The 14,578-nt window shown below is 64.3% G+C and carries 16 protein-coding genes; 5 read left to right on the forward strand and 11 right to left on the reverse strand.

The genetic code is table 11. The features are described from left to right. The first annotated feature begins 28 nt into the window (after positions 1-28). A complete protein-coding gene (locus C457_RS15955) occupies positions 29-649 on the forward strand; it encodes a hypothetical protein (protein WP_008096285.1) in 621 nt (206 codons plus the stop codon). Positions 650-744: 95 nt separating this feature from the next. Next, positions 745-1,356, forward strand: coding sequence for a DUF7344 domain-containing protein (locus C457_RS15960; protein ID WP_008096286.1), 612 nt, complete (start codon positions 745-747; stop codon positions 1,354-1,356). A gap of 33 nt (positions 1,357-1,389) precedes the next feature. Here C457_RS15960 and C457_RS15965 read toward each other — a convergent pair whose 3' ends face one another. Beyond that, positions 1,390-2,412: a DUF5305 domain-containing protein gene (locus tag C457_RS15965; protein WP_008096289.1), complete on the reverse strand. Its 1,023-nt coding sequence runs from the start codon at positions 2,410-2,412 to the stop codon at positions 1,390-1,392. 185 nt (positions 2,413-2,597) lie between these two features. Between C457_RS15965 and C457_RS15970 the strand changes: the two genes are divergently transcribed. Next, positions 2,598-3,641 (forward strand): hypothetical protein, encoded by a 1,044-nt coding sequence (locus C457_RS15970; protein ID WP_239640768.1) that lies wholly within the window; start codon positions 2,598-2,600, stop codon positions 3,639-3,641. Positions 3,642-3,656: 15 nt separating this feature from the next. On the opposite strand, the gene C457_RS15975 is transcribed toward C457_RS15970, so the two are convergent. From C457_RS15975 to C457_RS16005, 7 genes are all read right to left on the reverse strand, one after another. Continuing rightward, positions 3,657-4,559: a DUF7504 family protein gene (locus C457_RS15975; protein ID WP_008096293.1), complete on the reverse strand. Its 903-nt coding sequence runs from the start codon at positions 4,557-4,559 to the stop codon at positions 3,657-3,659. Positions 4,560-5,155: 596 nt separating this feature from the next. Beyond that, positions 5,156-5,545: a hypothetical protein gene (locus C457_RS15980; protein ID WP_008096295.1), complete on the reverse strand. Its 390-nt coding sequence runs from the start codon at positions 5,543-5,545 to the stop codon at positions 5,156-5,158. A 184-nt stretch (positions 5,546-5,729) separates the two neighbouring features. Then, the gene (locus tag C457_RS15985; protein ID WP_004976186.1) at positions 5,730-6,038 is read right to left on the reverse strand and encodes a hypothetical protein; all 309 of its coding nucleotides are present in this window, start codon (positions 6,036-6,038) and stop codon (positions 5,730-5,732) included. A 98-nt stretch (positions 6,039-6,136) separates the two neighbouring features. Continuing rightward, positions 6,137-6,406: a hypothetical protein gene (locus tag C457_RS15990; RefSeq protein WP_008096297.1), complete on the reverse strand. Its 270-nt coding sequence runs from the start codon at positions 6,404-6,406 to the stop codon at positions 6,137-6,139. Positions 6,407-6,534: 128 nt separating this feature from the next. Further along, positions 6,535-7,419, reverse strand: a complete 885-nt coding sequence (locus tag C457_RS15995; RefSeq protein ID WP_008096299.1) for an IS1595 family transposase — start codon at positions 7,417-7,419, stop codon at positions 6,535-6,537. Positions 7,420-7,732: 313 nt separating this feature from the next. After that, a complete protein-coding gene (gene arcS / locus C457_RS16000; RefSeq protein WP_008096302.1) occupies positions 7,733-9,490 on the reverse strand; it encodes an archaeosine synthase in 1,758 nt (585 codons plus the stop codon). Positions 9,491-9,614: 124 nt separating this feature from the next. Beyond that, the gene (locus C457_RS16005; protein ID WP_049913663.1) at positions 9,615-9,974 is read right to left on the reverse strand and encodes a hypothetical protein; all 360 of its coding nucleotides are present in this window, start codon (positions 9,972-9,974) and stop codon (positions 9,615-9,617) included. 133 nt (positions 9,975-10,107) lie between these two features. Here C457_RS16005 and C457_RS16010 point away from each other — a divergent pair, with 133 nt between their 5' ends. Next, a complete protein-coding gene (locus C457_RS16010; protein WP_008096306.1) occupies positions 10,108-10,569 on the forward strand; it encodes a hypothetical protein in 462 nt (153 codons plus the stop codon). A gap of 133 nt (positions 10,570-10,702) precedes the next feature. Here the strand turns inward: C457_RS16010 and C457_RS16015 are convergent, their stop codons facing one another. After that, the gene (locus C457_RS16015) at positions 10,703-12,682 is read right to left on the reverse strand and encodes a DUF7282 domain-containing protein (RefSeq protein ID WP_008096307.1); all 1,980 of its coding nucleotides are present in this window, start codon (positions 12,680-12,682) and stop codon (positions 10,703-10,705) included. A 276-nt stretch (positions 12,683-12,958) separates the two neighbouring features. On the opposite strand from C457_RS16015, the gene epsC reads away from it, so the two are divergent. Continuing rightward, positions 12,959-13,822 carry a serine O-acetyltransferase EpsC gene (epsC, locus tag C457_RS16020; RefSeq protein WP_008096310.1) on the forward strand — a complete coding sequence of 288 codons (864 nt, stop codon included), beginning with the start codon at positions 12,959-12,961 and terminating at the stop codon, positions 13,820-13,822. Positions 13,823-13,871: 49 nt separating this feature from the next. On the opposite strand, the gene C457_RS16025 is transcribed toward epsC, so the two are convergent. Together C457_RS16025 and C457_RS16030 are read right to left on the reverse strand one after the other, a co-directional pair. After that, positions 13,872-14,177, reverse strand: a complete 306-nt coding sequence (locus C457_RS16025; protein WP_042662634.1) for a hypothetical protein — start codon at positions 14,175-14,177, stop codon at positions 13,872-13,874. A gap of 79 nt (positions 14,178-14,256) precedes the next feature. Then, the gene (locus tag C457_RS16030; protein ID WP_004041883.1) at positions 14,257-14,532 is read right to left on the reverse strand and encodes a winged helix-turn-helix domain-containing protein; all 276 of its coding nucleotides are present in this window, start codon (positions 14,530-14,532) and stop codon (positions 14,257-14,259) included. Positions 14,533-14,578 lie beyond the last annotated feature (46 nt).

Raw genomic sequence — 14,578 nt, forward strand, 5'->3', positions numbered from 1 at the left:
GACTGAACCAAATACGTCGCTCCCATCCATGCCCACACGCCGCCAGACCCTCTTCGTTCTCAGCAATTTCTTCATCGTCGGCGGCGTCCTCGGCGTGAGCGCCACGACGACGACCCAGTCAACGTCGGGGGCGAGCTTTCGCATCGTCGCACCCGACTACCTCTCTCTCACGGCGGCGAACGACCCCCCGATTCACGTCGAAACGAACGCGTCCGGCTACGTGACGCGGCTTACTCCCGGCGGCGACGAGAATGGCGTCAACAAGCGCGCTATCACGCGCTTCGAGGATATCGTCCGCCTCACCAACGTCAGCGAGGCCGACATCGACGGCGTCTACTTCGAGTTCGACGTGGCGAGCGACTCGCTTTCGGACTCGACGCTCGAAGACGTCGAGGCGGCGCTCCAAATCACCGCCGGCGACGAGGCGCTCGCCCCGGGCACGGACGGAGACGACCTGCTCGACGTGAGCACGGCGGTGTCGGGGCCGGAGGGGGTCCTCGGGCCGGGTGAGTCGGTCCCGTTCGGCCTCCAGATTAACCTCATCCCGTGGACCGGGCCGAGCACGCTGGAGGACCTTCCGGACCCCGAGGCGTACAGCGCCACGCTACGGATTCACGTCGAGCGGGAGTCGTCGTCGGCCGGTGACTGACGGGCGGGCCGTCGGCACGCCGCGCGAGGCGGTATCTGTGCAGCCGCTGACAGCAGAGGAACTATGTGCGGTGGGGCAGTATCGACGGTCGATAGATGAGTCCCAGCGGTGCCGGTGGGTTGCTCGGCCGCGCGTCACCCTCGGAGCGCGACGACGGCGGCGAGGCCGACGACGGCGGCGAGGCCGACGACGCGCTGACGCGCGACGAAATTTTCGACCTGATGAGCAACCACCGCCGGCGGTACACCCTCCACTACTGCAAGCGGGCCGACGGCGCGGTCGAACTCGGAGACCTCGCAGAGCAGGTCGCGGCGTGGGAACAGGACAAGGAGATTTCGGAGCTGACCTCCGCCGAGCGAAAAACCGTCTACACGTCGCTCCAGCAGACGCACCTACCGCGGCTCGAACAGGCCGGCGTCCTCCGCTACGACCGGGGCGAAGTCGAACTCACGGAGCGCATGGAGCGCCTCGACATCTACATGGACATCGTCCCCGAGAACTCGGTTCCGTGGGGGGTGTACTACCTCGGCCTCTCGGTCCTGTCGAGTCTCATCGTGGCGGCCCTGTGGGCCGACGTGCTCCCGACGGGGACGGTCCCGCTTCTCGCCTACCCGACCGTCATCGTCGCGGCGTTCGGCCTCTCGGCGGCGTACCACACCGTGACGAACCGCCGCTATCAGTTCGAGAACCTCGAACGGCCGCCGTAGCGCCGTAGGAGGGTTCACGCCCGAAGGTCCGGCTCAGAGGTTGAGCCACGCGTGCGTGTTCGTCTCGTCGAGCGAGTAGTAGTATATCTCGCTGCTGTCGATGACGGCGTACGTCTCGATTTCGGGGTCGAAGATGACGCGCCGGTTCGTATCGATGGCCACGTCGACGAGGTCTTCGAGGGTGAGAATCGAGATGTACGGCTTGTTCGCGTCGGTCGGGAACTCGCCGCGGGAAATCCACTCCTCGTGGCGGCTGTGCGAGATTCTCGTGCGGAGTTCCTCGGGGTCGCTTCGGTACTCGGTGCGGATGACGAGGCCCGCGAGTCCGAACAGCACCAACGCGGCCGCGGCGAGTCCGCCGTACTCGACGGGGTTCGGCGGTCGCGTCACGGTCCGCGCGACGGTCGTCGAGTGCCGCCGGTCGTCGGCCAGCGACCGTTCGAGGTAGTAGGCCCGCCCGGAGAACGCGAGCGGCGTGCTCGCTTCGAGCGTGCCGCTGTACGAGCCCGTCTGGTACGTGACCGTGAGGTTGAGACTCGTCCTGAACTGACCGACGCCGCCGGTCTCGGTCCGCTTTTGCTGGAGGTCGCGGTCGAGCGTGGAGACGTTGAGCGAGGGCGCGTCGACGACGGTCCCGTCGGTGACGAGCGTCTGTTCGTCGAGGAGAACGGTCTCGTTCTCGTAGAACGGCGTGCCGTCCCGAACGCCGACGGTGCGAAGGACTAACTGCTGTGTGACGTTGACCGACTGGTTCGCGGGGACGTCGGTGTGGACGCGGAACGACACGTCGGGCGAAATCGTCATGAAGTAGACAGAGCGGTTCTCCAGCGTCGACCCGCGCTCGTAGAGCGTCGTGTTCTGGGTGACGACCGCCCGCGTGTCGACGCCGGTCTCGACCGACTGCACGTTCGTCTCTTCGGTCACCGTCTGCGTCGTCGGCGTGAGAAAGACGTAGCCGGCGGCGACCAGACACGCGACGCCCGCGATGGCGAGGACGGCGACCAGCACCCGAGCCTGCTGCGTGACGAAGAGTTCGAGGCGGTCGTCAAATCCCATTATCGAGAGGGGAGCGCGGCACTCGCGGGATGTACATACGGGCAGATAGTTCGAGGCGCAAGAAAACTTTTGTCCTAGCGAGCGATAGATTCTGCGAGGCAGTACAGTACATGGTCTCGGACCCCGTCGACAACGACCGAGCGAACGAGACTCCGTCGTCGTTCGAAGCCTGGCTGGACCAGCGAATGAGCGAGACCGGTAAGTCGCGCGACCAGTTGTGCCAGGAGTTGCTCGCGTCGCACTGGCAACTCAACGAGATCACGGAACTTCTGGGTCGCGACAGCCACGCCTCGGACGAGAGACCCAGCGAGGCGAAGAGCGCGACGCGCTCGCCGTCCAGAGATGATACGGAACCGAACAAGCCCGTGAGCGACGACGAACTAGCCGAGGTCCTCGAACTCATCGAGGGACTTCAATCGGAGGTCGATACGGAAGCACAGCGGCGCGCGCGCCTCGAACAGTCGGTTCAGACGCTTACGACGCGACTGGACGAGGTCGAAGACGCACTCGACGAGGTCGAAGACCTATCGGCCGAACTCGACGAGGTCGAATCGGCGCTCCGTGAGCGACATCAGACGCTCGACGCGCGGTTCGACGACGAGTTCGACAACCTCCAGACGATTCTCGAACACCTCGTCGAGACCGACGACCGCGTCGAGACGAAACTCAAGGAAATCGAGACGCAGTACGGGGCCGAGATACGCGAGATACGGGCCGAACGCGAGCAGTTGCGTCGGGTGAAACAGGCCGCAAAGGAGGCCGATACCCACGAGGGAGACTGCGAACACTGCGGGGAGAGCATCGACCTCGCGCTTCTCACCAGCCCGGAGTGTCCGAACTGTCAGCGCCCGCTGCACGGCGTCGAAAAAGAGACCAAGTGGCTCGTGCTCACCGACTACACCGTGACGGTCGCGAGTAGCGACGGGGGCACGCGGCGCGCGTCGGAGACGACCGCTCGACCCGACCGCGACGGCGCGCGGGACCCCGCGGACTCCGGCGGCCAAACGTCCGAACCGAAGCGCGACGCGCCCGGAACGTCCGACCACACGGTGAGCCAGAGTCGGGCGGCGGTCAACGAGATAATCGACTCGTTCGAGTCGGTATCGACCGGCGACGACGGGACGACCGGGACCGACGAGACGTCGGACGCGACGGGGGCTATCGACCCGGACGCGGCGATAGACGCCGACGAGAGCACGTTCGAGTGGAACGAAGACGACTTCCGGTGAGGCGCGACGCCCGCCTCAGCCGAGCGATAGCGACCCGTCGGCCTCGAACTCTATCGCCGCGTCGAACAGGGATTTGAAGGTCCGGAGCGTCTGGTCGTCGTGTCGCGCCGGGTCGACGTGGTAATGGGCGCGTGCGCCCGCCGAGGAGATGCGATTCGTGAGGATGTGGAGGAACCGGAAGAGGCGCTGGTTGTTGTTCACCGCGGTGATAAGGTTCGAAAGTGAGTGCACACAGAGCGTCGATTGGACCGACGACTCGCCCCACTCGTTCAGCGATTTCGTGATGAGGAGTCCGATGCGACGGAGGTCCGTCGCCTTCGTGACGGTCTTGATAGTTATCGGCAGGTCGGCGGCGTCGATTGTCCCGGAGGCGTCGTACGACTGGACGCTGATGAGCGTCTGGTTTTCGACGCTCCCAACGCGATAGTTGTTGAGGATGTTGAGCTGCTCTTCGGGCGTCGTCTCGATAGACACGAGAAGCTGGTTTGCGGCCCCCGAATCACCGGTCATGAGCTGCGTACAGAGGCTGTACTCCGCTGCGGTCTCCGCCGGGCCGACGATGAGGATGTTGGACTGCTCGGACACGAGGTCGAACACCGCCTCCGCCTTCTCGTCGAAGTTCGCCTCGTCGAACGGCGTGTCCGAGCGGTCGTCGATGAGGTCCCACTCGGACGCCTCGTCGTCCGGTAGCGACGCCGACGAACCCTGCTTCCGCCGAATCGATTCCGCCAGTTCGGAGAGCGCCGATGGCGTCCGGTCGGTCGTCGGCCCGTCCTCTCCCGCCGGCGAAACGGTGTCACCCGATTTATCCGAGGTCGGCGTCCCGTCTTCCACGCGGTCCGCAAGGTCAGATAACGACGGCGAGTCCTGTATCTCGGTGTCGGAGTCTCCCGACTCCGCATCGTCACGGTCTGCCATAGTGGCCGATGGGTGTGAGCATGGTTGCGAGGGAGTTCGTGAAGCGGTGGCGACTGAGCGGGAACGAGAGCGAGAACGTGCTCTGTTCCCGACGTGTTTCACTGTTTTGAACTCGTAGGGGGTTCACTTAATGTATGGGGCTTTGCCGGCGAAAGACAGCATCGCATTATATCCCGTCTCAGGGGAAAGCAGGTAAACTAACAAATTTCGTATGGTAAGGGGAATCGATATCGAAGTGGATGTTTCGTCTGTTCGAATTTATGGTAGAACTCGAGGTATTAGTATTGCTATATTTGGACAATATTGGGGGCTTCTGGAATCGGTTCACAGAATCGGTGGACAAGGATACAGAATACGCGATAATCCAAATGAGTACAGGTGCGTGGGTTTCTTCCCGGTAGGTTCGAATGAGAACCTGATTGGACAGTTTTTGTCTAGTTCGTAGGGGTTGTCACGCCGTAGATTCTGTTCTGGGCGCGACGTGGGGTCGCACAACTGCGTAGTAGATGTGTCTATATTTAGCAATACTATTGTTAGGTAAAACGCGACTCGGGCGGGAGAGTCGACCAATCTAGTCAGAAAATGTACTGTATTAGCTATTTGCCAAATCTGATGCCGTCTTCGACCAGTCGGAGGTTTCGTTCCCGGTCGATATGCGGCTTCAGCCAGTCGTACTCCTCGATTTGGAGGATGAGGTCCGCTTGGAGGTTCCGCCACGCGATGGCGTAGATGGGCGATTGCCCCCACGCGCGGAGTTCGGGGATGAACTCGTCGTAGCGTTCATAGTGGCCTTCGAGGCGTTCGAGAGCGTCGACCACGTAGCCGGCGGCCTCCGCTTCCGTCTCCGCGCCGTCGATGGCCCGGTTCAGTCGGGTTTCGAGTCCCTCGACGGCGCGTTGCATGTCCTGTGCCGCCGTGCCGTCGGCCTCCGGAAGCGAGTCGATGATGGGCTTCGGAACGCCGAGCGAGAGTGGTTCGATAGCCATACCTCGAACTGGGCGGCAAGGCGGCAAAAAGGCGGCGACGGTCGCAGCACGGCGCGGACGTACTCCGACACCACGACGCCGTCGGGATGGCGGTGTCGAACAGCGTCGCCACTCGTCACCGAGAACAGCGCGCCGGGGTGCCTCCGAAGGCCGTCCCGACCTCCGGTTGCGGCGCGTTGCTCTGTTACGCGTTCGTCTCGTCGGTCCGCGCCCTGAGTTCGGACTCGACGAGGGCGTCGAAGTCGACGCCGTCTGTCCGGTACTGGTCGCGGTTGTCGATGACGACCAGCCCCTTGTCTGTGATTTCGTACAACCCGGAGTTCGGCGCGGGCCCGACTCGCGCCAACAGGTCGTAGTCCGCTAAAATCGGCAGTCGCGTGTTGATGTACGAACGGTTCTTATCGAGGATATACGAGAGATTCACGGCGGTGTTCCGCCTCCTGTCCGAGAGTGCCTCGAGGATATCGAAGTCAGTTGGGACGGCCAACTTCATACATGGTTGTTCGCAGCCGCTGTTAAATAAACAGCTTATCGGGAGGTCGTGCGGTCGGGTTCGCGCGGCGAGGGGCGACAGGGCGGCGATTTCGGGTCTTACCGATGGTCGAGCGCGTCGCGTGCGAGGCGCAAGTCCTCGATAATCCGCGTGTGGCGGTCGATTGCGTCGTCGATATGCCGCGCCGTCGCCGCCGTGTCGGCTCCGGCGTCATCGTGGTACTGCGCCTGCAACAAGTGTGATTCCAAGGCCCGCGACGTGGAGTCACTCGCCGCCAACAGCGCCTGGGTAATCGTCCAGTCTACCGTCCCGTCGTCGGGGAGTTCGTCGAACTCCAACCGCTCCCCCTCGTATCGTTCTGCCATCATGGCCCACGTTGGGACGTGATACTATTTAAAGTTATAGCGACGTGATAATTCCGACGTTTCGGGTTCGATAGGAAACCCACTATACGTACCATTTACTGGCGTCGCTCTTGTGTAGCAGATTGTTGATTTCAGAGAGTCGCTTCGACAGCGTGTTTGAGTGCTTCTCGACCGGGTTTTCTGAAGAGTTCGCTGCGTAGCTGGAAGGCGCGAAGATACTGTGTCAACTTGTCCTTCGAGACGCCTCGATGCGGCGAGAGCCACCGTCGCGCCAGCGACGCGTGGCTCTCGCAGGTGTTGACGTGAACGTCTCCATCAGCGTATTCGCCGTCACCGTGGACGACGTATTCGCGGTGGAATTCGTCGTCGTCCTCAAGTGGATCGTATGCCCGAAATCCGTCGGTGTAGACGGTCAGCGACTCCTCCTCGTGGCCAGCGAGGAGGAGTCGCACTGTCGATTCGTCAGCGGATTTCGCTGGGACGACGTATCGCTGTCCCGTGCCACGGTCAACGATGGTGAAGACGGGTGGTTTGTCTCCCTCATACGAACCTCGTCCACGCGTGGACAGGCCACGCGAGCGCGACGGTTGGTCGCGCTCGCGGCCTTTCAACCCCGCAGAGACGTACACTTCGTCGATTTCGACCGGTCCAACGAGGTCGAGTTGAGGCGCGTCGAGCGCTCTGGTAAAGCGCTCGACGCGCCGATGCATCGTCTTGTAGGTCACACCGATCTCTCGCTGAAGTTGGCGAAGACTCGTGTTGAACCGCAAGAACGCGTAAATCGAGAACAACCACTTGCGGAGCGCAACCTTCGAGTGAGCGAAGATTGTGCCCGTCTTGTCGTTGAACGTGCGGTCGCAATTCTTACAGAGATAGCGTTGAAACGCCCCATAGCTGCCGTTCTTGACCGTTCGGTCAGAACGGCAGCGGGGGCATTCGACGCCGTCACGCCAGCGAACCTGTTCCAGCAGGTCCGCTGCGAGCGATTCCGAGCCAAACACATCCAGCGGAATCATTCGTGTCGGACACCGCTAGCGCGGTGTCCTTGCCCTCTTCGATTTCAGAGCAGCAGCTGAACTGTATCAACAATCTCCTACNAGCGGAATCATTCGTGTCGGACACCGCTAGCGCGGTGTCCTTGCCCTCTTCGATTTCAGAGCAGCAGCTGAACTGTATCAACAATCTCCTACAGAAGAGCGTACTGGCGTTTCGGAGCCGATTAACGACGTCGATAAGTATATCAAAGTTAAGTAACTTCGGTCGGTGGCGACGAGATGTCCTGCGATTTCCGAGGCGAGTCGGGGACGCGTCACCCGCCCCGCGTTCGCGTCACCGCTCTTCGACGTGTCGAATCTCGACGCCGATACCGCGCGTGGACTCGACCAGTTCGCGGCCGCCCATCTCGGCGCGGCCGATGGCGAACGCCTTCGGTCCCTCGACGATAACCTCGTCGCCCGGCCGGATGTCCTCGTCGGCGTCGACGACGCCCGGCGCGAGGACCGACCCGTGCGGGACGAACCCGTCGATTTCGACCGTCTTCGTCGGCGCGTCGCTGTCGCGCCACACCTTCGCACCTTCGAGCGTAAAGGAGAGCACGCCGTACTGCGGGACCATCGTTGCCAGCTGCTCGCCCTCGTCGTTCCACACCTGCAGTTTGGGGTAGCGGCTCGTCATCTCCAACTCCACGTCGGAGAAGAGCGCGTCGCCCGCGCCCGGGCCGAGTTGGTAGTCTGCGAGAGCTTTCACGACGTTGTGCTCGCGCTCCTCGCGGGTGAACTTGGGCGCGCCGTCGAGCGTCCGCATGAGATTCCCGATGGACTCCGTGGTCGTCGGGTGTTCCGAGACGGTGAACTCCACGTCGAGGTTCAGGTCGTCCGCGACGCGCTCGACGATTTCCGTGTACGCTCCCGGCGGGACGTGGGCGATGATTCGCGGGTAGTCGTTGCGCTCCAGATAGCGCCGGAGCACCTCGGCGACGAACGACTTCTCGTCTTCCGACCAGTCGCCCGTGACGACCGAGTCGTAGTGCTGGGCGGGGTAGGTGAGTTCGAGTTCTTGCGGGACGACGCCGATGGGCGAGGTCATCGACACCATGTGCGCGCGGTACTGGACGGCCTCCTGGAACTGCCGGTGGCTCTGGGACTCGCTGTAGGGTTTCTTCGCCGAACACGGCAGGAGCACGAGCGGGTTGTCGAAGCGATTCCGATAGCGCTTCGTCACGCGGTCGGCGAACCGCTGAATCTCCACGCGGTCGATGGACTCCTCGGAGGCCGCGGTGAGCTCCGAGTCGCGGATGACGGGAACCCGCTGTTCCATGAAGTTGTACTGCTGGTCGAACCGTCGGAACAGGGCGGTCAGCCACTGGTCGTGGCGGGCCTGCCCCTCCACGTAGTCCCGGAGCCGACCGTCGCGCACGCGGCGGCGGACCCGCGCGAGTTCGGCGCGCAGGGCGTTGGCGTTGTGGTCGGCCGCGTCGGCGCGGGTGAACTCGGAGGCTGGTTTGCGGCAGACCTCGCAGGCACAGGGGAATTCGTCGAGGTCTTCGAGGAAGTACTCGCCGTCGCTCGTGAGGTAGAACCCTTCGAGACCGCGGGCGCGGGCGAGTTTCTCGTCGACGAGGTCGACGCCCGCGTAGACGAGAAGCGAGACGTTCCGGGGCGTGGCGACGCCCGAGAGCATGAGCGCCGTGTCGGCTGGCAGGTTCTCCTTCGCCTCGATGACGTTGTCGCGGAAGGCGCGCGCGTGGCCGACGAAGCCCTGCGCGTCGGAGAGAATGTAGGCGTCAGCGCCGTAGTCGGCGGCCGTGTCGGCGGTGACGACGGCGGCCGAGGGGAAGTCCACGTCGGGGTAGTCCACCGAAAAGGACTCGCGGACCTCGTCGGCGCTCCCCGCGGGAAGCGAGCGGTGGGGGAGCACGGTCAGCACGTCGTCGGAGCCGTCGGGGAACTCGCGCTCGGCCGCCCAGAGGCTGCCAGCGTCCGCGAGCGCGTCGTCCACGACCGCCGGCGTCGTCACCGAGTCGGAGAGCCGCAACTCCCCGATTCGGGCGGCGCCGTCGCGGGCGTGAACCTCGAAGTAGTCGGTCATACCCGCTTTCGGCCCCCGATAGGCAATTAACTTGTCTTCTGCGGGCGCGCCGAGACAGGGGGTGACTGCGGGCTCTCGCCGGAGGCACACCGCGCGAAGAACGCGGCAACGAACCGGAACCGGGTTACTCGCTCGACCGACCGTCTTCGACTTCGATGCGCTGGGGTTCTTCCGTTCGCGCGTCGGCGTCGGCGTCGTCAGTACCGCCCAGTAGCGACGACTGCAGGTTCTTCGCGAACGACTCGACCTGGTTTCGGAGCGTCTTGACCTCCGTTTCGAACTCCTCGACGGAGCGCTCGACGTAGTGGACTCGCTGAATCGGAATCCGGCGGACGACGTCGTTGCCGCCGGCGTCCTCGTCGAGTTTGACGATCCAGTGGTCCTGAAAGTAGGCGATGTTCTCGTTTTCGACGCGTTTCTCGACGGTTCCCTCGTCGGGGTCGTCGTAGACGATTACCGCCGTACCGAGGTCTGTGTCCGTCATCACGTGTACTTGTGTCCAGACACTCGTATGTCTGGTGGCACGGCGAACGCGCCGGCAACCGAGTCGCACCGCTTCGGCCGCTCTACTTCCACCGAGCCTACCGAATTTAGCCTGCCCCGCCCGAACGACCACTATGAACGCCTCCGACCCCACCGGTCCGTGGTCGCGCGACCGCGTCGACGACTTCCTCGCCGACGCGACCGTCCCGATTCGGCTCTCGTGTCGCACCCCGACGGACGACCTCTGGATGCTCTCGCTGTGGTACGAGTGGGACGCCGAGGCGACCGAACTCCGGTGTGCCACCGCGGCCGACGCCGACGTGGTGCGGTTCCTCCGCGCCCACGACGACGTGGCGTTCGAAATCTCGACGAACGACCCGCCGTACCGGGGCGTCCGCGGCCGGGGAACCGCGACCGTCGAGCCCGACGCGGAGAAGACGGTCCTGCGGCGACTCATCGTCCGGTATCTCGGCGGCACCGACTCGGAACTGGCAGAGCGGTTGCTCTCGCCCGAGCGCGACGAGGTGATGATTCGGATCCGACCCGAGCGGGTGCACACGTGGGACTACGCGGCGCGAATGCGTTCGTCGGAATAGTCGGTGCTCACGCTCGACAGCGCGAAATAACCCCAAAGCGGGGCGCGTGCCGCGCGGGGGTGGCTTGTGGCCCGCGCGGCGTACGAAAAAGGGTGCCTCTGTGTAGTTGGGGGCCGGTGCGTCGTCAGCGGGATTACCGACGCCGGGCGGCGACGAGCGCCGCCGCGACGAGCGCGACGAGGGCCACGACGAGGCCGAAGCCGGGCGCGTCGGTGGAGGACTCGCTCGTCGTCTCCATCGACTCGTCGGTCATCTCGGTCGTGGGTTCGTCGGTCATCGTCTCGGTCGGCGTCTCGGTCATCGTGCCTTCGACCGTGTAGTCGGCGGTCGTGACGACCGCGCCGCCGGCGGCCACGTAGGGCCCGTCGTTTTCGCCCTCACCGGTCACGAAGTCGTAGGCCTCGTTGCCGTTGGTGTCCATGTGCGCCATCGGGACGACGGTGCCGGACTCCTCGAGCGGCGTGTCGAGGGTGATTTCGACGTTCTCGTGGGTGCCGGGTTCGAGGTACGCGGAGGTGCCGCGGACGCTCTCGAAGACCTGGCCCTCGGTGACCGTCGCGTCGTGGACCGTCACGAAGCCGCCGTCGTGGAGCGTGACGGACTCGACGGTGACGGTCGTGCCGTCGCCGGACTGGTCCATCGCGGTCACGACCGCGTTGACCGAGGTGTGGGCGCTGGCAACGACCGCGCCGCCGTCAGCCGTGAAGGGGCCGTCGGACTCGCCCTCGCTGGTCACGAAGTCGTAGGCCTCGTTGTCGTTGGTGTCCATGTGTGCCATGGGGGTGAGCACCTGCGAGGAGCGAATCGGCTCGTCGAGGGTGACTTCGACGTCCTCGTGGACGCCGGCGGGCAGGTACATCGAGGTGCCGACAACGCTATCGAACACCGCGCCGCCCGACAGCGACGGGTCGTGAATCGTCACGAAGCCGCCCTGCGAGAGTTCGACGCGGTCGACCACGACGGTCGCACCGTCCGAGGACTTCATCGTGTAGTCGACGCTGGCGGAGACGGTCGCGTTGCCGCTGTCGACGACGGCGCTCCCGTCAGCCGTGTACGGACCGTCCGCCTCGCCTTCCGACTCGGGGAAGGTGTAGGTCTCGTCGCCGTCAGTGTCCATGTGGGCCATCGGGACGACGGTGGTCGTCTCGTTCAGCGGCGAGTCGAGGGTGACCCGCACGTCGTGGTGCAGGCCGGGTTCGAGGTACATCGAGGTGCCGCGGATGCTCTCGAAGACCTGTCCGTCGGTGACGGTGCCGTCGTGAATCGTCACGAAGCCGCCGTCGGGCAGGTACGCCGAATCGACGACGACGGAGTAGCCGCCGGTGGCCTTCGCGGTGTAGTTCACGCTCGCGGTGTCGGAGGGCATGGCCATCGCGGTGTCGACGACGGCGCTCCCGTCAGCCGTGTACGGGCCGTCAGTCTCGCCTTCCGACTCGGGGAACGTGTACATCTCGTCGCCGTCGGTGTCCATGTGCGCCATCGGGACGAGCGTCGTGTTCTCGGTCACGGGCGCGTCCAGCTCGACGCGGACGTTCTCGTGGACGCCGGCGGGCAGGTACGCGGAGGTGCCGCGGATGCTCTCGAACACCGCACCCTCGGTGACGGACGCGTCGTGAATCGTCACGAAGCCGCCCTGCGAGAGTTCGACGCGGTCGACCACGACCGAGTCGCCGGTCGTGGGCTGGTCGGACATCGAGACGGTCGCGCTCGCGTTGACCATCGCGGTGTCGACGACGGCGCTCCCGTCAGCCGTGTACGGGCCGTCGGCCTCGCCGTTAGCCGCGACGAACGAGTAGACGCGGTCGCCGTCGGAGTCCATGTGGGGCATGGCGACGAACGTGCCGGACTCGCCGACCGGTTCGTCGAGGTGAACGGTCACGTTCTCGTGGGTGCCGGCGTCGAGGTACATCGACGAGCCGACGACGCTCCCGAGGACGTTGCCGTCCGTGACGGAGGCGTCGTGAATCGTCACGAAGCCGCCGTCGGGGAGCGTGACGGAGTCGACCGTCACGGTCGTGCCGCCCGTTGCTTGGTTCTCGAAGGAGACGGACGCGGTCTCCTGTTGTGCCGCTGCGGCCGCCGGGATGCCCCCGACGACCACGACGAGTGTCATCAACACTGCGAGTGTGCGTCGCATGTCTCAGAGGGGGACGAATATTTAAAAGAAGATTTTCCGAACTGTCACCCAAATCTCTCCCCGATGTGCCCCCAGTCGCCCGATTTCGCCGGCCAGAAGCCTTATCGGGCGGTTGGCTCACGCCGGTTCGACAGAGCGAACACGCCGGCTGCCGAGCGCCAGTTCGAACACACAATCCGCGACTCGAAGGCGGCGAATCGGGCCCGATGAGACGGGGTTAAATACCGCTCGTCCACCAACTATCGCTATCGGATGTCCTACACCTACTCGGGCGACGCGCACCTCGGGCTCGCGGCGTCCTACCACGCCGACGACGACCCCTTCCCCACGGACACGTCGCTTTCGTTCCCGCGGCGGAATCACCTGCGAGAGGACGTCGACCTCATCAAGCGACTCCTGTTCCCGCGCTGTTGGAACGCGGGGCCGTGGGTCGGCGACGAGGAACTCCTCCGCGACGCGGTCGCCAACTTCGCCGCGCTCTGTCACTCCGGTATCGACCCCTACGCCGACGAGGACCCCGCACCCGTCGTGGACGAGGTGGTCAGGCGGCTCCCCGACATCCGCGAGACGCTGAAGAAGGACGTCGAGGCGGCCTACAAAGGCGACCCGGCCGCGCGCAGCTACATCGAAATCATCCGGTCGTACCCCGGCGTGCAGGCGATTATCGTCCACCGCGTCGCCAACGCTTTCTACGAGGCCGGCGCGCCCGAATACGCCCGCGAACTCGCCGAGTACGCGAAAATGGAGTCGGGAATCGACATCCACCCCGGCGCGACCATCGGCGACTACTTCTTCATCGACCACGGCACCGGCGTCGTCATCGGCGAGACGACGACCATCGGCGAGTGGGCGCGCATCTATCAGGACGTGACCCTCGGCGCGCTCCACTTCGAGGAGGACGAAGACGACGAGCACTCGCTCAAGAAGGGATACAAGCGCCACCCGGACATCGGCGATAGCGTCGTCATCGGCGCGGGGACCAAGGTGCTCGGCGCGGTCTCCGTCGGCGACCACGTGAGCATCGGCGCGAACTCGTGGGTCACGGAGGACGTGCCGGACCACACGAGCGTCTTCATCTCCGAACACCCGACCCACGAGCGGAAACACCGCGACTGAGCGGGCGAAGGTGCGTCAAAACCGGACGGGAGCGGGGAAAATCGTGTTTTCAGTCGAACGTGATCCACGCGAGGAACACGAGGCCGAACGTCTCGAAGACGTGCAACAGCATCATCAGCCGCCAGGCGATGACGGGCACGTCGGTGCTGAACCACCCCGAGAGCGTCGGGTCGAGGATGTACATGTAGAACGCCAGCGCGTTCTCGGCGAGGAGGAACACCCCGAACACGAGGAGTCCGACGGCGTGTTTGGACCTGAAGGTCAGGTAGTTTCGGGCCCACACCGCCGATAGTGCGAGAAGCACGACGACGTTGACGCCCGAGGAGACCGTCGCGACGTCCACCCAGATACTCATTCGTTCTCTCCTTTCCCCGTCATCCTGATATACGCTTTCCCAAATCTTTCCATAATCACCGCGTCTGTGACTCGCATGCTCAGTCCATCCGCTCGACGATCGTCTCGACGGTCTCCCAGTTGGCGCGACACCGCGGCGACGGGAGGTAGACCGCGCCGTAGTCGTCGCCGCTTCGCTGGACCACGTCGTTGTCCATGAGCACGTCGAGGTGGTGCCGGACGGTCTTGTAGTCGAGGTCGAGCGTCTCGGCCAGTTGGTTGGCGTTTCGCGGCTGCTCCTCTACGGTCTTGAGAATACGCACACGGTTTTCGCCGCCGCGGGTTCCCGTGAGCACGTACCAGAGGACAGCCTCCATCGTGTTCGTTGATACGTCGGGTGAACCTAAGAGCATCGACCGACAG

This window comes from Haloferax prahovense DSM 18310 (genome assembly GCF_000336815.1).
Taxonomy (GTDB): Archaea; Halobacteriota; Halobacteria; order Halobacteriales; family Haloferacaceae; genus Haloferax; species Haloferax prahovense.